Source organism: Piscinibacter gummiphilus (assembly GCF_032681285.1).
GTDB lineage: Bacteria > Pseudomonadota > Gammaproteobacteria > Burkholderiales > Burkholderiaceae_C > Rhizobacter > Rhizobacter gummiphilus_A.
In genome coordinates this window covers 263,029-282,375 of the sequence record NZ_CP136336.1, presented here as the reverse complement: position 1 = coordinate 282,375, position 19,347 = coordinate 263,029, and the positions used below count along the sequence as shown (strand labels likewise).

21 protein-coding genes are annotated in these 19,347 nt (G+C 70.6%); 7 read left to right on the top strand and 14 right to left on the bottom strand.

Annotation, left to right across the window (positions count from 1 at the left end; all coding sequences use genetic code 11):
- The first annotated feature begins 4 nt into the window (after window positions 1–4).
- Window positions 5–2,515 (top strand): EAL domain-containing protein, encoded by a 2,511-nt coding sequence (locus RXV79_RS01360; RefSeq protein ID WP_316701551.1) that lies wholly within the window; start codon window positions 5–7, stop codon window positions 2,513–2,515.
- A gap of 30 nt (window positions 2,516–2,545) precedes the next feature.
- Here the strand turns inward: RXV79_RS01360 and RXV79_RS01355 are convergent, their stop codons facing one another.
- The 10 genes from RXV79_RS01355 to RXV79_RS01310 form a co-directional block, all read right to left on the bottom strand.
- Entirely contained in the window at window positions 2,546–3,250 is a 705-nt protein-coding gene (locus RXV79_RS01355; protein ID WP_316701550.1) for a glutathione S-transferase N-terminal domain-containing protein, read from the bottom strand.
- 21 nt (window positions 3,251–3,271) lie between these two features.
- The gene (locus tag RXV79_RS01350; protein WP_316701549.1) at window positions 3,272–3,763 is read right to left on the bottom strand and encodes a DinB family protein; all 492 of its coding nucleotides are present in this window, start codon (window positions 3,761–3,763) and stop codon (window positions 3,272–3,274) included.
- Window positions 3,760–4,206, bottom strand: a complete 447-nt coding sequence (locus RXV79_RS01345; RefSeq protein WP_316701548.1) for a hotdog fold thioesterase — start codon at window positions 4,204–4,206, stop codon at window positions 3,760–3,762. The genes RXV79_RS01350 and RXV79_RS01345 overlap by 4 nt, the downstream gene beginning before the upstream one ends.
- 64 nt (window positions 4,207–4,270) lie before the next feature.
- On the bottom strand, window positions 4,271–4,642 hold the full coding sequence (locus tag RXV79_RS01340) for a VOC family protein (protein WP_316701547.1): 372 nt from the start codon (window positions 4,640–4,642) through the stop codon (window positions 4,271–4,273).
- Window positions 4,643–4,658: 16 nt separating this feature from the next.
- Window positions 4,659–5,408: a sulfur oxidation c-type cytochrome SoxA gene (gene soxA / locus RXV79_RS01335; protein WP_316701546.1), complete on the bottom strand. Its 750-nt coding sequence runs from the start codon at window positions 5,406–5,408 to the stop codon at window positions 4,659–4,661.
- Window positions 5,405–5,725, bottom strand: a complete 321-nt coding sequence (gene soxZ / locus RXV79_RS01330; RefSeq protein ID WP_316701545.1) for a thiosulfate oxidation carrier complex protein SoxZ — start codon at window positions 5,723–5,725, stop codon at window positions 5,405–5,407. The genes soxA and soxZ overlap by 4 nt, the downstream gene beginning before the upstream one ends.
- A gap of 7 nt (window positions 5,726–5,732) precedes the next feature.
- The gene (locus RXV79_RS01325; protein ID WP_316701543.1) at window positions 5,733–6,158 is read right to left on the bottom strand and encodes a SoxY-related AACIE arm protein; all 426 of its coding nucleotides are present in this window, start codon (window positions 6,156–6,158) and stop codon (window positions 5,733–5,735) included.
- Between the two features lie 9 nt (window positions 6,159–6,167).
- Entirely contained in the window at window positions 6,168–6,575 is a 408-nt protein-coding gene (gene soxX / locus RXV79_RS01320) for a sulfur oxidation c-type cytochrome SoxX (protein WP_316701542.1), read from the bottom strand.
- A complete protein-coding gene (locus RXV79_RS01315) occupies window positions 6,575–8,734 on the bottom strand; it encodes a xanthine dehydrogenase family protein molybdopterin-binding subunit (protein ID WP_316701540.1) in 2,160 nt (719 codons plus the stop codon). The genes soxX and RXV79_RS01315 overlap by 1 nt, the downstream gene beginning before the upstream one ends.
- Complete coding sequence (locus RXV79_RS01310; RefSeq protein ID WP_316701538.1) at window positions 8,731–9,240, bottom strand: (2Fe-2S)-binding protein; 510 nt, start codon at window positions 9,238–9,240, stop codon at window positions 8,731–8,733. Before RXV79_RS01310 ends, RXV79_RS01315 begins: the two co-directional genes overlap by 4 nt.
- A gap of 122 nt (window positions 9,241–9,362) precedes the next feature.
- Between RXV79_RS01310 and RXV79_RS01305 the strand changes: the two genes are divergently transcribed.
- The 3 genes from RXV79_RS01305 to RXV79_RS01295 are packed head-to-tail and all read left to right on the top strand — an operon-like array spanning window position 9,363 to window position 11,350.
- Window positions 9,363–9,689 (top strand): c-type cytochrome, encoded by a 327-nt coding sequence (locus tag RXV79_RS01305; protein ID WP_316701536.1) that lies wholly within the window; start codon window positions 9,363–9,365, stop codon window positions 9,687–9,689.
- A complete protein-coding gene (locus tag RXV79_RS01300) occupies window positions 9,686–10,948 on the top strand; it encodes an FCSD flavin-binding domain-containing protein (protein WP_316701535.1) in 1,263 nt (420 codons plus the stop codon). The genes RXV79_RS01305 and RXV79_RS01300 overlap by 4 nt, the downstream gene beginning before the upstream one ends.
- Window positions 10,949–10,990: 42 nt before the next feature.
- Window positions 10,991–11,350, top strand: coding sequence for a cupin domain-containing protein (locus RXV79_RS01295; RefSeq protein WP_316701534.1), 360 nt, complete (start codon window positions 10,991–10,993; stop codon window positions 11,348–11,350).
- A 3-nt stretch (window positions 11,351–11,353) separates the two neighbouring features.
- Here RXV79_RS01295 and RXV79_RS01290 read toward each other — a convergent pair whose 3' ends face one another.
- From RXV79_RS01290 to RXV79_RS01280, 3 genes are read right to left on the bottom strand one after another with little or no spacing between them, the layout of a single operon-like run.
- On the bottom strand, window positions 11,354–12,100 hold the full coding sequence (locus RXV79_RS01290; RefSeq protein ID WP_316701533.1) for an alpha/beta hydrolase: 747 nt from the start codon (window positions 12,098–12,100) through the stop codon (window positions 11,354–11,356).
- A 13-nt stretch (window positions 12,101–12,113) separates the two neighbouring features.
- On the bottom strand, window positions 12,114–12,575 hold the full coding sequence (locus RXV79_RS01285) for a protein tyrosine phosphatase family protein (protein ID WP_316701532.1): 462 nt from the start codon (window positions 12,573–12,575) through the stop codon (window positions 12,114–12,116).
- Window positions 12,576–12,585: 10 nt separating this feature from the next.
- Entirely contained in the window at window positions 12,586–12,999 is a 414-nt protein-coding gene (locus RXV79_RS01280; protein WP_316701531.1) for a PaaI family thioesterase, read from the bottom strand.
- Between the two features lie 129 nt (window positions 13,000–13,128).
- Between RXV79_RS01280 and RXV79_RS01275 the strand changes: the two genes are divergently transcribed.
- Complete coding sequence (locus tag RXV79_RS01275) at window positions 13,129–14,025, top strand: hypothetical protein (RefSeq protein ID WP_316701530.1); 897 nt, start codon at window positions 13,129–13,131, stop codon at window positions 14,023–14,025.
- Window positions 14,026–14,040: 15 nt separating this feature from the next.
- On the opposite strand, the gene RXV79_RS01270 is transcribed toward RXV79_RS01275, so the two are convergent.
- Window positions 14,041–14,508, bottom strand: a complete 468-nt coding sequence (locus RXV79_RS01270; RefSeq protein WP_316701529.1) for a tellurite resistance TerB family protein — start codon at window positions 14,506–14,508, stop codon at window positions 14,041–14,043.
- Between the two features lie 147 nt (window positions 14,509–14,655).
- Between RXV79_RS01270 and RXV79_RS01265 the strand changes: the two genes are divergently transcribed.
- Together RXV79_RS01265 and RXV79_RS01260 are read left to right on the top strand one after the other, a co-directional pair.
- On the top strand, window positions 14,656–16,428 hold the full coding sequence (locus tag RXV79_RS01265; protein WP_316701527.1) for an ATP-binding cassette domain-containing protein: 1,773 nt from the start codon (window positions 14,656–14,658) through the stop codon (window positions 16,426–16,428).
- A 199-nt stretch (window positions 16,429–16,627) separates the two neighbouring features.
- Window positions 16,628–19,234, top strand: coding sequence for an FG-GAP-like repeat-containing protein (locus tag RXV79_RS01260; protein ID WP_316701526.1), 2,607 nt, complete (start codon window positions 16,628–16,630; stop codon window positions 19,232–19,234).
- Window positions 19,235–19,347: the final 113 nt, after the last annotated feature.

The window sequence follows — 19,347 nt, the reverse complement described above, 5'->3', positions numbered from 1 at the left end:
TGCCATGCACCGATTGCTGCTCGTCGAGTCGTCGCCCACCCTGCGCTGCGGGTTGGAGAAGCTGCTGCTGCGCCACGGCTTCGCCGTGGTGTCGCTGCCGGCCGATGCCCAGGCGCTGGCGGCCTTCGACCAGGAGCTGTCGCGCGGCTTGGCCACGCTGATCCTCGGCTGGTCGAACACGCCGGCGGCCATCTGCGAGGCCTTCGTGCAACGCCTGCAGAAGCCCGACTGCCGGCAGCTCGCGCTGGTGGTGCTGGCCGCCGACCCGTCGCACGTCGATGCAAGCCTGTCGTCGGGCCGTGCCTACACCCGCGTGCAGCGCCTGCAGCGGCCGTCCGAAGTGCCGCGCCTGGTGCGCGGCCTGCTCGCGCAAGTGGCCAGCGAGCTGCGGCCCGATGCCGAGTCGCCCACGGCGCTGAAGGTGCTGCTGGTCGACGACTCGCGCACCAGCCGCACCAAGTACCAGCGGCTGCTGCGCAACCACGGTTATGCGGTGGTGGCCTGCGAAGACGCGGAAGCCGCGCTCGAGCGCGTGAAGACCGAGCACTTCGACCTCGCGGTCATCGACTACTTCATGCCCGGCATGAACGGCGCCATGCTGTGCCGCGCCCTGCGCGAGCTGCCAGCCACGCGCGACATGACGCTCGCCGTGCTCACCGGCTCGTATGAAGAAGGCCTCATCAGCGACTGCCTTGCGGCGGGCGCGAGCGAGTGCATGTTCAAGAACGAGTCCGACGAACTCGTGGTCGCGCGTGTCGACAGCATGGCCCGGCTGTGCGAGCGCGAGCGCCGCCTGAAGGAAGAAGGCCAGCGGCTCGAACTCATCCTCTCGTCGGTGGGCGACGGCGTCTACGGCGTCGACCGCCACGGCCGCATCACCTTCGTCAACCCGGCGGCGCTGCGGCTCCTGCAGTGCACGCACGAAGACGAACTCGTCGGGCTCTCGGCCCACGAGCGGTTGCACCACCGCGACGAGCGCGGCCGCCCGGTGCCCGCCGAGACCTGCTTCCTGCAACAGGCCTACGAGCTGGGCGATTCACTCAGCAACTGGGAGACGGTGTTCTGGCGCGCCGATGGCGAGATGCTCAACGTCGAGTGCACGGTGCGTCCGCAGCATCAGGGCGAAGACTGCGTCGGCGTGGTGGTCGCCTTCCGCGACATCGCCGAGCGCAAGCGCCACGAGGCCGAGACGCAATGGCAGCTGCGCCACGACCACCTCACCAAGCTGCACAACCGCCGGCACTTCGAATACATGCTGGAGCAGGAGATCTTCCGCCTGCGCCGCAGCGCCGAGCAGAGCGCGCTGCTCTTCATCGACCTCGACCGCTTCAAGCACATCAACGACTCCGCCGGCCACGCGGCGGGCGATGCGCTGCTGTCGAGCATCGGGCGCAAGCTCAAGTCGCGCTCGCGCCAGTCCGACCTGGTGGCACGCCTGGGCGGAGACGAGTTCGCCGTGCTGCTGCGCAACGTCGACGACGGCAGCGTGCTCGCCCTGGCCGAGAAATTCCGCGCCATCCTCGACGACGGCAACTTCAGCCACGGCGGGCGCGAGTTCGAGGTCTCGGGCAGCGTGGGCATCGCGCGCCTGAGCCGCCACACGCTCTCGCCGGCCTACGCGATGAACTGCGCCGACGCGGCCTGCCACATCGCCAAGCGCGAGGGCCGCAACCGCATCCACATGTTCGACCTCGGCGGCGATGCCGGCGCGCTGGCCACGCTGCAGCAGTCGTGGTCGGAGCGGCTCAAGATCGCCCTCGCCGCGGGCAGCTTCGCCCTGCAGTTCCAGCCCATCTTCGACCTGCGCCGCCTGCCCGAAGCCACGACCGAAGAGATGGCCGACGAGCTGCCCGCCAACGCCCTGTACGGGCATGAGGTGTTCGTGCGGCTCGACGACGTCGACACGCTGCTCGCGCCGCGCGCCTTCCTCTCGCAGGCCGAGCGCTTCGAGCTGATGCCCGCGCTCGACGGCTGGGTGATGGACCGCATCGCGCTCATGCTCGCGCGCGAGGCCCGGCCCGTCGCCTCGCGTTTCCACCTCAACGTGGCCACCGCCTCGCTGCTCGACGCCGGCTACCTCGCCCGCCTCACCACGCTGCTGCGCGAAGGCGCCTTCGCGCCCGGCCAGCTGTGCCTGGAGATCAAGGAAAGCGAACTCGCCGGACAACTGCCGGCGCTGCTGCCGGTGCTGGGCGAGCTGCACCAGCTCGGCGTGCGCCTGCTGCTCGACGAATACGGCCGAGGCCTCGGCGGCCTGGGCCACCTGCGCGGCCTGCCGCTGTCGGCCGTCAAGCTCGACGGCAGCCTGGTGCAGGGCCTGGCGGGCGACGAGGTCGGCGTGCTGATGGTGCGCGCCATGACCGACCTCGCCCATGCGATGAAAGCGGTGGTGATCGCCCCGCTGATCGAAGACACGACCGTGCTGCAGCGCCTGCGCAGCGCCGGTGTCGACTACGCGCAGGGCTTCGTGCTCGGCGAGCCGCGCACCAGCTGGTCGGCGCTGCTGCCCGCCTGAGCCCGCGCGAGGCGGGCTCCGGGCGCCGCGTCAGCCCGGCCGCTTCGGGATCTGCAGCCCGCGCTGCACCGCCGGCCGGGCCTTGAAGGCCTCGAGCACGCGCTGCACGTTCTTGAAGTCGGCAAAGCCGACCAGCTCGCCCGCGCCGTAGAACCCCACGAGGTTGTTGACCCAGGGGAAGGTCGCGATGTCGGCGATGGTGTAGTCGTCGCCGATGATCCAGGTGCGGCCGGCGAGGTGCTTGTCGAGCACGCCCAAGAGCCGCTTGCTCTCGGCCACGTAGCGGTCGCGCGGGCGCTTGTCTTCGAAGTCCTTGCCGGCGAACTTGTGGAAGAAGCCGAGCTGGCCAAACATCGGCCCGATACCGCCCATCTGGAACATCAGCCACTGCAGCGTCTCGTAGCGCGCGGCCACGTCGGTGGGCATCAGCTGGCCGGTCTTGGCCGCGAGGTAGACGAGGATCGCGCCCGACTCGAAAAGCGCCAGCGGCGCGCCGTTCGGGCCATGCGGGTCGATGATGGCCGGGATCTTGTTGTTCGGGTTCAGCGAGATGAACTCGGGCGAGAGCTGGTCGTTGGTGTTGAAGTCGACCAGATGCGGCTCATACGGCAAGCCCGTCTCTTCGAGCGCAATCGAGACCTTCACGCCGTTGGGCGTGGGCAGCGAGTAGAGCTGCAGGCGGTCGGGGTGCTGGGCGGGCCACTTCTTCGTGATGGGGAAGTCGTTCAGGGTCATGTCGTCGTCGTGCGCTGGAGGTCAGCCGCGCCGTGCCGGCTCGGCCTGGTGGAGGAAACGGGTGAAGAGATCGCGCGGCGGGGTGAGCGAGGCGCTCTTCATCAGGCGGCCGACTTCGCCGCGGTGATACGCGCCATGCGTGATGACGTGCGCGAGGATCTCCTCGCGCGACATCAGCCCCTTGTCGCCATCGGTGAAGGTGAACGCCAGGCGCTCGTCGAGCTGCTGCGGCGTGACGGTGCGCGTGTAGTCGACGTACCAGCGGTCGACCTCGGCCACCGCCTCGCCGAGCTGCGCGACGGTGGGCGTCTCGGGCGTGTTGGTGCTGCTCAAGCCGTGGGCTTCACCGCTCAGGTGGCCGCGGAAGATGCGGTCGACCGTGTGGATGTGGTTCAGCGTGCGCAGCGCGGTGTGGCGGTTGGCCTCGTCGAGCTGGCCGAGCTGCGCGAAGAACTGCTCGTTGATCCAGGCCTTCTCGCGAAAGAGCGAATGCAGCAGGGTCGAAGCGCTCATGGCGTGGCTCCTTTTGCATCATCGGGAATCAGCACCGCCATCGTGATGCGCGACAGGCAGGTGAGCTTGCCGTCTTCGTTCTTGATCTCGATCTGCCACACCTGCGTGGTGCGGCCGACGTGCACCGGCCGCGCGGTGCCCGTGACCCACCCACCCGTGACCGGGCGAATGTGGTTGGCGTTGATGTCGAGCCCCACCACGCGGTGGCCTTTCGGCGCGGCGAAGGCGGCAGCACACGAGCCGAGCGTCTCGGCCAGCACCACCGACATGCCGCCGTGCAGGATGCCGGCCGGCTGCTTGGTGCGCTGATCGACCGGCATCCGGGCCGTCAGGTGGTCGTCGCCGACTTCGGTGAACTCGATGCCGACGTGTTCGGACGCGGTGTTGACGCTGAACCGGGTCAGCAGTTCGATGGAGGCGGGTTGTTTCCAGATCGCGGGCATGGCGGTGCGGGTGACGAAGGAGCGGCGAGTGTGGCAGAGCCCGCGCGCCCCTGCAGGAGACAGGTCACGCCGGCTTGTGGCACACCGCTTCCACGTTGTGCCCATCGGGGCCGATGACGAAGGCGCCGTAGTAGTTCGGGTGGTAGTGCGTGCGCAGGCCGGGGCCGCCGTTGTCCTTGCCGCCGGCCGCCATCGCGGCCTTGTAGAACGCGTCGACGTCGGCACGTGTCTCGGCGCGCAGGGCGAGGTGCAGCGGTGCCGGCTTCTGGGCCGACGGGCTGATCCACAGCTCGGGCGCGTGGGCGTTGCCGAGGCCCGCACCGGCGCCGGGCGGGCCCTCCATCACCACCTTGTAGCCAAGCGGAGCGAGGGCGGCTTGGAAGAACTTCATGCTGGCGTCGTAGTCGCTGGCGCCGAAACCGATATGGTCGATCATGGGGGCTCCTTCAAGGTCATGGCCTGACGGCGGGGGCTTCGAGTGTCATGCCCTCGTCGCGACTGGCAAGGTACAACTCCAGTTCGATGAGGGCCATGTCGCCGAACGGGTAGGGCTCGGCGCGCACGCCGGTGAGGCAGTTGCGCAAGCGCCGCTGCAGCGAGCCGAGCGATTGCCACTCCAGCCGGTAGAGCGGGTAGCCGTTCGCATGGCCCTGCGGGATGCGGCTGCCGCCCAGGCGCAGGCCGGCACGTTGGTCGTGGCACTGGGCGCACGAGAGGTCGAGCTGGCCCAGGCGCTGCCGGTACATCGCCTCGCCGCGCGTGCGGTAGGGCTGCAGGCGCGCATCGTCGGGCGGCGCGATGGGCAGGCCGCGCGACTGGTGCGCGACGTAACTTTCAAGCGCCAGCAGGTCGGGGCTCTCGTGCGCGAGGGGCGCGCTCTTCTGCCGGCGCTCGCGGCAGAGGTTGATGCGCTGGGACAGGTTCACCGGCCGCTGCAGCACCGCGTCGAACGCCGGGTAGCGCGTGGCCACGCCACGCATCGAGGCCGCGGTGTGGCAGCCGCTGCAGGCCTTGCCCTCGGCTGCGGGTGGCTGGGCCCACAGTGCCGCGCCCTCCTGCACCCACAGCATGCCGGGGTTCTGCAGGTCGTCGCGCTGCATGGCCTGGGTCTCGCGGCTCATGTCGTCGAAGCCGGAGCGGCGCAGGTCCTGCGCGAACACGGCCGGCGCCATGACGAGGAGCAGGAGCGCCGCGAGCTTCATGTGACCTCGATCTTCACGCTCTCGCTCTGCTGGAAGCCGTTGTCGCCGCTCCATTCGAAGCTGAGCGTGCCGCTGTCGGTGGCCACGGTGGTGAAGACGATGTAGGGGTTGGCGGCCACGGCCGGGTACAGCTCGGCGCTGAAGACGAGTTCGCCGTTGTAGCGGCAGCTGAAGTGGGTGATGAGGTCGCGCGGCTTGGTGCTGCCGTTGGCGTCGGGGCGAAAGCCGGTTTCCATCACATGTGCGATGAGCGTGCGCAGCTCGATCACCTCGCCTTTTCGGGCGGTGGTGGGCGCGGTGATCAGCGTGCGGGCCATCGTGCGCTCACTCCAGGCAGGCGGCGAGCGTGACCAGCACGTCGACCGCGTCCGACCAATACGTGCCATCGCTGAGGCGTGCCACGGCGACGAGCTGCTGCGAGGTGGCCAGGCGGATGCGCGTCGACACCTGCGCGCGGCCAGAGCGCGGCGTGAGCGTGAAGCGCACCACGTCGCGCTGCGGGTTGCGGTCGTTGAAGACGGCGATGCCGGTCACGTGCGCGGCGGCGCTCATGGGGCTGTCGACGGTGACGGTGATGGGCACCGCGTTGCCGTTCTCCACCAGTGGCGGCACGTCGAGCTTCACCTTGCCGCGAGTCACCGGCCGGCCGTCGGCATAGCCGCGGATCGCGGCCTCCATCTCCGAGGAGGTGGCATGCGCGGGCAGCACCACCACGGCACCGAGGGAGAAAAGCGCGTCGCGTCGATTCATGCCCAGCCCCTACTTCAGTGTGCCCAGCCAGGCGACCACGTCTTCCACCTCCTGCGCGGTGAGCAAGGTCTTGCCACGTAGCGCGGGCGCCACCCGCGTGAGGCCTTCGCTCCGATGGTAGGCCGGCATGATGGTCTCGGGGTTGAAGCGGCGGGCGTCGACCACACGTGCGCGCAGCTCGCCGGCGCTGTAGCGGCTGCCCACGCCCGCGAGGTCGGGCGCGAGGGTGCCCTGGAAGCGGTCTTCGGGAATGGGTGCGGTGTGGCAGAGCAGGCACAGCCCCTTCTCGCGGCTCGCCGCGAGGGCGCGGCCCCGCACCGCATCGCCGGGGGTGGCGGTGAGCGGCGCCAGGGTGTCGCCCGGTGGCGTGGCGCAGGCGGTCAAGGCCAGCGACAGCAGCGCGATCCAGCCGCGCATCAAGCCTTCTTCAGGCTGTGGTGCCGCAACGGCAGTTCGCGGATGCGCTTGCCGGTGGCCGCGAAGATTGCGTTGAGCACGGCCGGTGCAGCCACCGCGATGGTGGGCTCGCCCACCCCGCCCCAGAAGCCGCCCGAGGGCATGACGATGGTTTCGACCTTGGGCATGTGCTCCATCTGCAGCACCGGGTAGGTGCTGAAGTTGTCCTGCTCGATGCGGCCGTCTTTCACCGTGCACTCGCCGAAGAGCGCAGCCGAGAGGCCGTAGACGAACGAGCCTTCGACCTGCGCCGCGATCTGCTGCGGGTTGACCGCATGGCCGGGGTCGGTGGCGGCCACGATGCGGTGCACCTTGAGCTGGCCCTCGTCGCTCACCGACACCTCGGCACACGCGGCCACGTAGCTGCCGAAACCCATCGTCTGCGCGAGGCCGCGGTACACGCCGGCCGGCGCCGGTGTGCCCCAGCCGGCGCGCTCGGCGGCGGCGTTGAGCACCGCGAGGTGCTTGGGGTGGTTGGCCATCAGCGCGCGCCGGAAGGCCAGCGGGTCGGTCTTGGTGGCGTGCGCGATTTCGTCGATGAAACACTCGAGGTAGATGGTGTTCTGGTTCAGGTTGACCCCGCGCCAGAAGCCGGGCGGCACATGCGGGTTGCGCATCGCGTGGTCGACGAGCAGGTGCGGCACGCTGTAGCCGATCGACGCTTCGGGCCCGGGCGGGTTGAGGCCCTGGAAGACCACCGGGTCCTTGCCGTCGCGGATCATCTGCGGGAACACACCCGCAAGGATCGACTGCCCCGAGAGGCGCATGTGCAGTGCGTTGAGCTTGCCATCGGCATCGAGCCCCGCGCGCAGCTTGCATTGCGTGACCGGGTGGTAGCGGCCGTGCGTCATGTCTTCCTCGCGCGACCAGATCAGCTTGACCGGCGTGCCGGGCAGTTGCTTGGCGATGGCCACCGCCTGGTGCACCCAGTCGTGCACCGCGCCGCGCCGTCCGAAGCCGCCCCCGAGCAGCAGCTTGTAGACCTCGCACTTCTCGGCCGGCAGGCCCGAGGCCTCGCTGGCCGCGGCGAGTGCGGCCTCGCCGTTCTGCGTCGGGGTCCACACTTCGCAACGCTCGGGCGTGTACTTCACCGTCGCGTTCATCGTCTCCATCGTCGCGTGGTTCTGGAACGGGTACGAATACACCGCCTCGATCACACGCGCGCTGCTCGCAAGCGCCGCCTTCGCATCGCCGTTGCTGTTGCCCACCACCGCCTGCGGCGCGTCGAGGCCTTCCTTCAGCAGAGCCGCGATGCTCGCGCTCGACACCTTCGCGTTCGGGCCTTCGTCCCACTCGATGGGCAAGGCGTCGAGCGCGCTCTTCGCGTGCCACCAGGTGTCGGCCACGACCGCCACGGCGCTGTCGCCCACGCGCACGATCTTCTTCACGCCGGGGCGCTTGGCGATGGCGGCTTCGTCGATGCGCTTCACCTTGCCGCCGAAGACCGGGCAGTCCTTGATGGCGGCGTTGAGCATGCCGGGGAGCTTGAGATCGCTGCCGTAGACCTGCGCGCCGGTGGTCTTGTCGACCGTGTCGAGGCGGGCGAGCGGCTTGCCGACGAGCTTCCAGTCTTTCGGGTCCTTGAGCGCGACGTCGGTGGGCGGGGTGAGCTTCGCGGCGGCGAGGGCGACCTTGCCGTAGCTCACCGTGCGGCCGCTCGGCGTGTGCGTGATCACGCTGTTGGCGGCGCGGCATTCGCTCGCCGGCACCTTCCACTGGTCGGCCGCGGCCTGCACCAGCATCAGCCGCGCGGTGGCGCCGCCCTTGCGCACGTACTCGTGCGACTCGCGGATGCCGCGGCTGCCGCCGGTCGAGAAGTTGCCCCAGGCACGTTTGCGCGCAAGGTTCTGGCCCGGCGTCGGGTACTCGGTCGTGACCTTCGCCCAGTCGCAGTCGAGTTCCTCGGCCACGAGTTGCGCGAGGCCGGTGAGCGTGCCCTGGCCCATCTCGGAGCGGGCAATGCGGATCACCACGGTGTCGTCGGGTTTCACCACGACCCAGGCGTTGATCTCGGGCGTCTCCGTGTGCGCCGCCGCACCGGCGAAGGGGATGTGAAAGCCGACCACCAGGCCGGCCGAAGCGCCGATGAACGAGCGACGCGAGAGGGTGACGGTGCTCATGCCTGGCCCCCTTCCGCCACGATGTGCTGGATGTCGACCGCCAGCTTCTTCATGTCGCCGCCCTTCGCCGCCGCCTTGATCGCGGCGCGCACGCGGTTGTAGGTGCCGCAGCGGCAGATGTTGGTCATGGCCGCATCGATGTCGGCATCGGTCGGGTCGGGCTTCTGCTTCAGCAGCGCCGCCGCGGCCATGATCATTCCGGACTGGCAGTAGCCGCACTGCGGCACGTCCATCGCCTGCCAGGCCTTCTGCACCGGGTGGTCGCCTTTCGCCGACAGCCCTTCGATGGTGACGATCTTCTCCTTCGCGCTCACCGAGGACACCGGCCGCACGCAGCTGCGGGTGGGCTGGCCGTCGATGTGCACCGTGCAGGCGCCGCATTGCGCGATGCCGCAGCCGTACTTGGTGCCGGTCAGCCCGAGTTGCTCGCGCAGCACCCACAGCAGCGGGGTCTCGGGGTCGGCAGTCACCGTGCGGGTCGTGCCGTTGACGTGAAGGGTGGCCATCGAAACGTCTCCTCTGGGCGGTCGAGGCTGGCGAGCATGCGGCAAGGTTAAAACCCTGACGTGACAGGGGGCGGGCCCGGTACGGCGCAAGATGCGGCGCCTCACGACGCGGAGACCAACGCATGGCGAGACGACGACACGCGGGCATTCTTCTGGCCGGCCTCCTGGCGGCTTCCGGCACCCAGGCGCAGACGACCGCCCCGCTGGCGACACGCTCGCTCGCCGCCACCTGCGCCGCCTGCCACGGCACCGATGGCCAGGCCGTCGGCGGCGCCGGCATGGCGAGCCTGCGCGGGCTGGACCGGCAGTACCTGCAAGCGCAGCTCAACGCGTTTCGCGACGGCAGCCGCCCCGCCACCGTGATGCACCAGATCGCCAAGGGCTACACGCCCGAGCAGATCGAGCAGCTCGCCGCCTATTTCGCGGCGCTGCCGAGGGTGTCGCCATGAGGCGCCGCAATCTCTTGCTGGGCAGCGGTGCGGCCGTCACGCTGGCGGCCTGCGGCACCACGGGCCAGCGCGTGCCGTCTCGTGCGCAGGTGGTGGTGATCGGCGGTGGCTACGGCGGCGCGACCGCGGCGCGATATGTGCGGCTGCTGTCCGAGGGGAAGGTCGACGTGGTGCTCGTCGAGCCGCAGCCGAGATTCGTCTCGTGCCCGGTGTCGAACCTGGTGCTGAGCGGCCTGCGCCAGCTGTCCGACATCACGAGCCCGTATGACACGCTCGTCTCGCGCCACGGCGTGACCTGGGTGCGCGACAGCGCCTCGCGCCTCGACACCGCGGCCAAGACGGTCACGCTCGCCGGTGGTTCGAGCCTCCGTTACGACACGCTGGTGGTCTCGCCCGGCGTGGAGCTGCTGTTCGACGAGATCGCCGGCCTGCGCGCCGCGCACGCCAGCGGCCAGGTGCTGCAGGCGTGGAAGGCCGGGCCCGAGACGGCGGCGCTGCGACGCCAGCTCGAAGCCATGCCCGACGGCGGCGTGTATGCGATCTCGGTGCCCGAGTCGCCCTACCGCTGCCCACCCGGGCCCTACGAGCGGGCGAGCGTGATCGCCGCCTACTTCCAGCGCGCCAAGCCGAAGTCGAAGGTGCTGATCCTCGACGCCAACCCCGACGTCACCTCCAAGCCGGCGCTCTTCAAGAAGGCCTGGGCCGAGCTGTATCCGGGCATGGTGGAGTACCGGCCCTTGCACAAGGTGGTTGCCGTGGAGGGCCAGCGCATCCGCATCGAAGTGCAGGACGACGTGCGCGCCGACGTGCTCAACCTGCTGCCGCCGATGCGCGCCAACTCCATCGCCGCCGAGAGCGGGCTGATGAACGCCGGCCGCTGGTGCAAGGTCGACTGGCTCACCTTCGAGTCGACCGCCGCCAAAGACGTGCACGTGCTCGGCGACGCGGTGCTCGCCGCGGGCGGCATGCCCAAGAGCGCCCACATGGCCAACGCGCACGCCAAGGTGGCGGCGGCGGCCATCGTCGCGCGCCTGCGCGGCGAGCCGGTGAACCCGCACCCGATGCTTACCAACACCTGCTACAGCCACGTGGGCGACACGAGCGCGATCCACGTGGCGAGCGTGCACGAGTACGTGGCGGCGGAAGCCACCTTCAAGCCGGTGCCCGGCTCGGGCGGCGTCTCGGTGCAGCGCAACGAAGCCGAGGCGGCGTTCGCGGCGGGCTGGGCGCGCAACATCTGGGCCGACACGCTGGGCTGACAGGAGCCGGAGCGCGGCCTGCTTCTTGCGAGCGCGCCGCACATGCACACCGACCGCATCTATCCCAGCGCCGAGTTCTTCCAGCCCACCGCCGAAGGCGAGCCGCTGCGCAGCGTGGTGGTCGAGAACGCCGATGCGGTGATCGTGGCGTGGCACGTCGCACCGGGCCAGTGCATCCCGGCGCATGTGCACCCGGCCGGGCAGGACACCTGGACCATCCTCAGCGGCACCGGCCAGTACCGGCTCGACCATGCGGGCACGGCGCGCGAGGTGTACGCAGGCGACGTGGTGGTGGCGCCGCGTGGTTGTGTGCACGGCGTGTACAACCACGGCCGACAGCCGCTGCGCTTCATCTCGGTGGTGTCGCCGGGTGACGCCGGCTACGAGCGGCTGGACGCCTGACGCTCAGCGCGCGCCGCCGAGCAGGCGCACATAGTCCGCGGCCAGCGAGATGTCGTTGTGGCCGGCACCCGGCAGCACGTGCAACGTGGCGCGGCCGGCAGCGAAGCGGGTCATCAGCATCTCGGTGCTGTCGCGCGGGATCACCTCGTCGTGCTCGGCCATCAGCACCGTGGTCGGCGCCTGCACCTGCGCGGCGTAGCGCCACGAGGCGTACTTGTCGAGCAGCAGCCAGCGCACCGGGAAGACGCGAAAGCGCGCCGCGGCGATGTCTTCGATGCTGTCGTAGGGCGTCACGAGCACCAGCCGCGCCGCCGGCCGCTGGCTCGCGAGCCGCGTGGCCACGCCGCTGCCCAGGCTGCGGCCGATCACCGTGACCTGCGGGTGCTGCCGGTGCACCTGGTCGAAGAGCGCGAGCGCATCGTCGGCGATGTCGGCCTCGGTGGGCTTGCCGCTGCTGCGGCCGTACCCGCGGTAGTGCAGCAGGTAGAGCGAATGCTGCGGGAAGGCCTGCGCGAGCGGCGCGAAGTTCTGGGTCACGTCTTCGCCGTTGCCGCCGAAATACAGCACCGCCTGCGCGCCCGCGAGCGCACGGTGGCTGGCCACCACCCCCGGCCGGCCGTCGACCGGCACGTGCGGCGTGTCGACATGCGCCGGCTGCGGGAAGTAGAGCAGCGAGCGCTGGAAGAAAAAGAGTGCCGCGCAGGCCGCCCCGTAGGCCAGCAGGGCAACGACGACAAGGCTGGTCAGCATTCGCCGCATGGCCTCAGGGCGGCGACGCGAGCGCGTCGTCGATGAAGGCATCCCACACCGGGTCGGGCTGGCGCCAGACCTCGCGCATCAGTGCAAAGGCCTGCTCGCGAGGCCGTTGCTCGCGCAGTGCCCAGTAGAGGCCGAGGAACGCAGTGACGCGCAGGTTGGCGGCGCAGTGCACCCAGACCTTCTCGCCGCGGCAGCCGTCCATCGCATCGAAGAAGGCCTTGAGGTCCTCGCGCATCGGCGCGCCGAACTGCACCGGGATGTGCACGTAGCGCATGCCCAGCGACGCCACCGTGCCGGCTTCGTCGGGCAGCGAATAGCGTGGGTCGTCGTGCAGCGCGAGGTTGATGACGGTGGTGTAGCCGGCTTCGGCGATGTCGCCCAGCTGCTTCACGCTCGGCTGGCCCGAGCTGCCGAGGCGCTCGTCGATGGCGCGGTGGTTGTAGATGGTGGCGAGCGCGGCGCTCATGCCGGCGCACTCATCCCTTGCCATACAGAACCATCTGCGTGCAACGAAAGAGCGCGACCGTCTTGCCGGTCTCGCGGTGCTTCACGACAGAGTCCCACACCTGCGTGTTGCGGCCTTTGTGCACGGGCGTGGCGGTCACCTCGACCGTGCCGTCGCGCGCCGTGCCGAGGTGGTTGGACTTGAGCTCGATGGTGGTGAAGCCCACCGCGCCGTCCGGCAGGTTGGCCAGGCAGCCGAAGCCGGCGGCGGTGTCGGCCAGGGTGACCACGCTGCCAGCGTGCAGGAAGCCGTTGGGCGCCATCAGGAACGGCTGCACCGGCATCTCGGCGTGGATCACGTCCGGCCCGCCGTGGGTGATGGTGATGCCCAGGTGGCCGGGCAGGTTGTGCGCGGCGCGCTGGTTGAAATCGTCGGCTGTGCGCATGGTGGTGTGACAGGGTGGGAACCCGACGATTCTGCCGAGGCTCGGCCGAGTCTGCTGATCTGCGGGGGAGTTGCCTCCGGCGAGCCGCTGTGCCACCCTGCACGCAGGCTCGCCCCATGAGGTCAGGCCATGCAAGAACGGAGACAACACGGCACCCCACGATGGGCCGTGCCGGTCGCGGCCGGTGCGGTGGGGGTGATGCTGTGGCTGGCGCAAGCCGCAGGCCCCGATGCACCTGTGGAGCCCGCAGCCACCCCCAAGCCCGTGGCGATGGCCGTCACCCCCTCGACACCCGCCGCGCCCTACACCCGCCCGCCGGTGCTCAAAGTCCCGCCTGCGAAACCGCAGCGCCGCCCGCTCGGCACGGCCGAGGTCTGCGGCTACGGCGAGGTGCAACTGCCGCCCGACGACCCCGACCCTGTGCAGCGCATTCCGCTCGACGTGCGCCGCTCGGCGCTGGAGGCGATGGACGCGCTCATGCTGGCCAGTGACGACGACCAGGTGCGTGCCGCGGCGCTCTGGATGGGCGCCCGCCTGCGCGGGCGCGAGGTGACGAGCCGCATCGAGCAGATCGCCCGCCTCGCTGCCGCGTCCCGCGACCCCTTCGTCTACGCCATCGCGCTCGAAGCCTGCACCGGCCGGCACGGGCCCGGCGGCGGCTCGTGCAACCTCCTCAGCACGGCGCAATGGGTGCGCCTCGACCCCGACAACGCCGTGCCCTGGCAGGCCCTCGCCGCCGAAGCCCGCGCGCGCGACGAGCCTCAGGCCGAAGACGAAGCGCTCCAACTGGCCGCGCTCGCGGCACGCTCCGACGTGCATGTGGGGCGGCTGCCGCACCTGGTCGACAAGGCCCTCGGCCCGGAGATGACGGCGCTGCAACGCACGCTCGCGCTCAGTGCCGGCCTGAGCGCAGAGGCGGTGTGGTCGGCGTCGCACGGCGTGGCCGTGGTGCACTCCGCGCAGGGCTTCGACCTCAGTTGCGAAGGCATGCAGCGCCGGCTGCTGGCGCTCAACACCATGCGCTGAGCCTGTGGCGGCGTGTCACCCGACGCCGGCCTCTTTCTCCGCCCGCATCCGCGCATTTACATACGCCCCCTGCGGCACGTGCAGCAGGTCGGCGATGCGCCACAGCACGTGGCGCTCGTGGGCGCTCAGGTGGCCGTCGGCGTAGGCCACGCGCCACATGTGCTCGATCATGCGCAGCTTCTGCGGCATCTCGAAACGCTCGTTGATGCGCGAGGTGAAGCTGAAGAGATCGGTGGCGCGCTGGGCCGCGTCTTCGGCGAGCTCGGTGAGGCGTTGCGCTTCGTCGTCGGAGAGCGAGAACTTGTCGCGCAAGCCGGCCAGCACTGCCTCGCGCTCGCCCGCGTGGAAGCCGGGGTCGGCGCGCATGACCTCGACCAGCATCACCGCGGTGGCGAGCTGCAGCGCGTGTTCGGCGGTGGCGGGGTCGGCGGCCGGCGCGGGCGGGCACAGGCTGTCGAAGAGGTCTTTCAGCGTCTTGAGCATGCGTCGATGATGGCACCGCCGCGAAGCGGCCCGGTGTGTAAGGGAACTTCGGACAGGCCGCGTGGCGCCCGCCCGACTGCGCACGCTCGGCCCGCCGTCCTACAGTGGCAGGCTGGCCGTTTTGGCCCTTTCACACCGCTTGCGCCCATGTCGTCCACCGTCGTTTCACCCACCCCGCTCGTGCAGCTGTACCGCCATGCCTGGGCGCATGCGGCCGGGGTCAGGGCGCGCATGGTGGGAGCACTCGCCATGCTGGGCGGCTCGCAGCTGCTCAAGCTCGCGATGCCGTGGATGGCGGCGCAGGCGATCAACAGCATCCAGGTCGCCGGTGCGGCCGGTCTCTCGCGGGCAGGCTTGTGGATCGCGGCCATTCTCGGCCTGCAGGCCGCGGTGTGGTGCTTCCACGGCCCGGCGCGGGTGATGGAGCGCTCGGTGGCGCTGCGCGTGCGCCGCAGCGTGGCCGATGCGCTGTACCGGCGCCTCACGGCCGCGCCGCTCACCTGGCATGAGCGCCACCACTCGGGCGACCTGCAGCACCGCGTGGGGCAGGCCAGCTCGGCCTTGTCGAACTTCACCGAGAGCCAGTTCATCTACCTGCAGAACTTCATCAACGTGGCGGGCCCACTCACGGCGCTCGCGCTGCTGTCGCCGCTCACCGGCGGGCTGGCGCTGGTGGGCTTCGTGGCCATCGCGGTGGCCATCGTGCGTTTCGATGGCGCGCTGATGGCGCTCGCCGCGCGCGAGAACCAGGCGCAGCGCGGCTACTCCGCGCGCCTGCTCGACTTCGTCGGCAACATCGGCTCGATCGCGAGCCTGCGGCTGCAGCAGGCCACGCGCACGCTGCTCGACAGCCGGCTGCTCGCGGTCTTCGAGCCGCTCCGGCGCAGCATCGTGCTCAACGAGTGGAAGTGGTGCGCGGTGGACGTGCTCACCGTCTCGCTGAGCTGGGGGCTGGTGGTGGTCTATGCCTGGTCGGCGCACGGTGCGGCGAGCGGCGCGCCGCTCCTGATCGGCAGCCTCTTCATGATCTACCAGTACGCGCAGCAGGCGGCCAACGTGCTGGGCGCGATGGCGTCGAACTACCAGACGCTCGCGCGCACGCAGACCGACTTCGCGAGCGCCGCGCCGATCTGGCAGGCGCCGCAGGTGCCTGTGGTGGAGCGCGCCACCGGCGCCGCCTGGCAGCGCATCGACCTGCAGGGCCTCGCCTACCGCCATTCCGGCCACGAGCGCGGCGGCCTGCACGACGTGCACCTGAGCCTGCACCGCGGCGAGCGCATCGCGCTCGTGGGCGCAAGCGGCTGCGGCAAGAGCACGTTGCTGCGGGTGCTGGCCGGGCTCTACGGCGCCGAGCAGGGCCATGTGTCGGTCGACGGCGTGCCGCAGCTCGGCCGGCGCCACCTGGCCGACCTCGCGACGCTGATCCCGCAGGAGGCCGAGGTCTTCGAGCTGAGCCTGCGCGACAACATCACCCTCGGCGCCGACACGCCCGACACCGACCTGCAACGCGCGCTGCACGTGAGTGCGCTCGACATGGTGCTGACCACGCTGCCGCAGCGGCTCGACACGCCGATGTCGGAACGCGGCAGCAATTTCTCAGGCGGCCAGCGGCAGCGTGTGGCGCTGGCGCGCGGTGCGCTGGCGGCGGCCGGCAGCAGCGTGCTGCTGCTCGACGAGCCCACGAGTGCGCTCGATGCCCTCACCGAACAGATGGTGCACGAGCGGCTGAGCGAGGCCTTCCCGCAGGCCTGCATCATCGCGGCCGTGCACCGCATGGGCCTGCTGCATCACTTCGACCGCGTGGTCTTCATGGCGGAGGGACGCGTGGTCGACCACGGCAGCGCCGAAGCCGTGGCTTCACGCCAGCCCGTGTTCGCCGCCATGCTGCAAGGCGCGCGCACCGCCCAAGTGGCCGCGTAAACCCTCGGCGAAACGATACGAATCGTTGCACTTGCCGGGGACGCACTGCTCGGCCCCGCCCGCCATCCCTAGAGTCGGGTGGTAGGGTCTTCCGCACGGGGGAGAAGCGACTGCCAAAATTTTCATCACCTGTTGCCTTCCGAGGTGGTCGATGGTGTTGTCAAGCTTGGCTGGCACATGGCGTGTGCAGCGTTTTCTGATGAGTTCTCTGGTGGTCGCGGGCCTCCTGGCAGGCTGCGGCGGCGGCGGTGACGACGGCACGGCCGCGCCCGGCGGCACCGACCAGACCGCCCCCGGGATCGACGACCCCGAAGGCCTCGGGCTCGATGGCCTGCTCGGCCGAGGCAGCGAATACTTCCCGCTCGGCAGCCACGACCAGTGGGTCTACCGCACCGGCGACGGCGGGCAGCTCAAGTTCAAGGTGACGGGCCGCGAGCGCGTGGGCGAGATCGACACCAGCGTCATCAGCCACAACGTGCCGGGCTTCGCGCCCTTCGAGCAGGTCAACTTCGCCGTCAATGGCCACGCGGTGCGCCAGGTCCCCGGCCCGAACGCCGGCCCGGTGCTGCAGGCGCTCGGCCCGCTCGACGTGATGCGCTTCCCGCTCACCCCGGGCGAGCGCTTCGTGCAGGTCGACCGCACGGTCGACTCCGGCGTCGACATCGACGGCGATGGCCGCAACGACCAGCTCAGCGTGCGCTCCGACGTGACCATGGTCGGCTTCGAACTGCTCACGCAAACCGAGGCCGGCCGCTTCGCCCGCACCGCGCACCTGCGCACCCGCATCGAGCAGACGCTCGTTGCATCGGCCACCGCCACACGCTCCACCATCACCGCCACCATCGACGACTGGTACGCGCCCAACGTGGGCCTCGTGCGCAGCCGCGGCGTCTTCCGCGACGGCGATGCCGTGCAGAACACCAGCCAGAGCCTGCTCGCCTACCGCGTGGGCGGCCGGCGCAGCGATGCGGTCGCGCCGACCGTCACCGCGCTCGACCCGGCCCCGCGCAGCCTCAACGGCAGCCGCACGGTCGTGAACGTCGACTTCAGCGAGCCGCTCGATGCCGATGCGCTCGTGCCCACGAGCGTGGCCGTCACCGACGCGAACGGCCGCGCGGTCTTCGGCAACCTCTCGCTCAACGGCAACCGCCTCACCTTCGTGCCCTACGAGCCGTGGCCGAGCGGCGTGTACACCATCCGCCTGGGCGCCGGGCTGGTCGACCTGGCCGGCAACGCGCTGCGCCCGCGCAGCTGGAGCTTCACCGTCGAGGCCGAAGCACCCACCGCGGTGCGGCTGTCGCCGGCCCGCGACGCGGGCGACGTGGCACTCGACGCCGTGCTGCGCGCCGAGTTCAGCGAAGCGCTGGCCGCGAACACCGTGCCCGGCCACGTGCACCTCTTCGACACCGCCACCGGCACCGAGGTCGCGGCCACCGTGACGCTCGTCAACCCGCGCACCCTCACCATCCGCCCGCAGGCCCCGCTGCAGCGGGCCACGCGCTACCAGGTGCAGTTCGACCCGGCGATCACCGACCTGCACGGCAACCCGGTGATGATGAGCCAGCCCTGGAGCTTCGGCACCGACCCCGGCCTCTTCGGCTACCCGACGCTCGTGCAGCCGCTCTTCGCGCCGGAAGCGGTGGCCATCGGCGACGTGAACGGCGACGGCCTCGACGACGTGGTGATGACCACCTATCTGTCGTTCGACCCCGCCAACGACTTCAAGCTCGTGGTCTACCTGCAGCAACCCGACGGCACGCTGGCCGCGCCGGTGCGCTATTCGAACGCCAGCTACAGCGAGTGCAAAGCCAGCTCGCTCGCGATTGCCGACCTCGACGGCGACGGCCGCAAGGACGTGGCCATCGCCCAAGGCGGCTGCGGGGTCGAGATCTTCCTGCAGCGCCCCGACGGCACGCTCGCGAGCGGCAACTGGCTGCCTTACTCCGAGTCACACCGCATCCGTGCCGCCGACCTCAACGGCGACGGCCTGGCGGATCTGGTGGGCACGAGCGCACAGACCGGCCAGATGGCGGTGTGGTACCAGGTCGGCGGCCGCATCTCGCTGCCGACCTTCTACCCGGCAACGGCAGGGGGCGGCGACGTCTTCACCGCCGGCGACCTCGACGTGGGCGACCTCAACGGCGATGGCCGCCCCGACATCGTGGTGAGCGCGCCCAACGGCGATGCGGCCCGCTCCATCGCCGTGCTGTACCAGCAGGCCGATGGCCGCTACGGCACACCGCTCACGCTGTCGGTCGACAGCACCTGGGCCGCACGCGGCGTGGCCATCGGCGACCTGAACGGCGACGGCCGCCGCGACCTCGCCGTCACCTGGGGCGGCGCGGCGCCGGCTGCGCTCTCGGTCTTCTACCAGCGCACCGACGGCACGCTCGCACCGCCGGTCACGCTGGCAAGCCTCGACTACCCGGGCGCCATCGAGATCGCCGACCTCAACCAAGACGGCCGCCTCGACGCCGTGGTCGCGCACGACGGCTGGGGCAGCGTCGGCGTCTACCTGCAGGCCGCCAACGGCACGCTGCAGGCCGAGCAACGCTTCGACGGCACCGACGGCAGCGCCAACCCGCACGGCCTGGCGGTGGGCGACCTCAACGGCGACGGCCGCGTCGACATCGCCCAGGCCGGCGTGTCGGTGCTCTACAACCGCGGCACGCCCACGGCCGCCGCCGCCACCGAGCGGCGCATGAGCAGCACCGCCGCCGCGCCCAAGCTGCGCTGGTGGATGGGGGTGGGCGGGCGCGCCGTGCCGCAGGCACCGCAAGCCCAGCCGCGCGCCAACGCGCGCTGAGCGCTCGGCTCGCGCCCACGGGCCGGCGTTTCGCGCCGGCCCGCAGCGCCTCGTCGCACGCACCTCGCGGCCCCCTCCTGGGGTGGAAAGAATGGCTTCATTCCCACCCGACG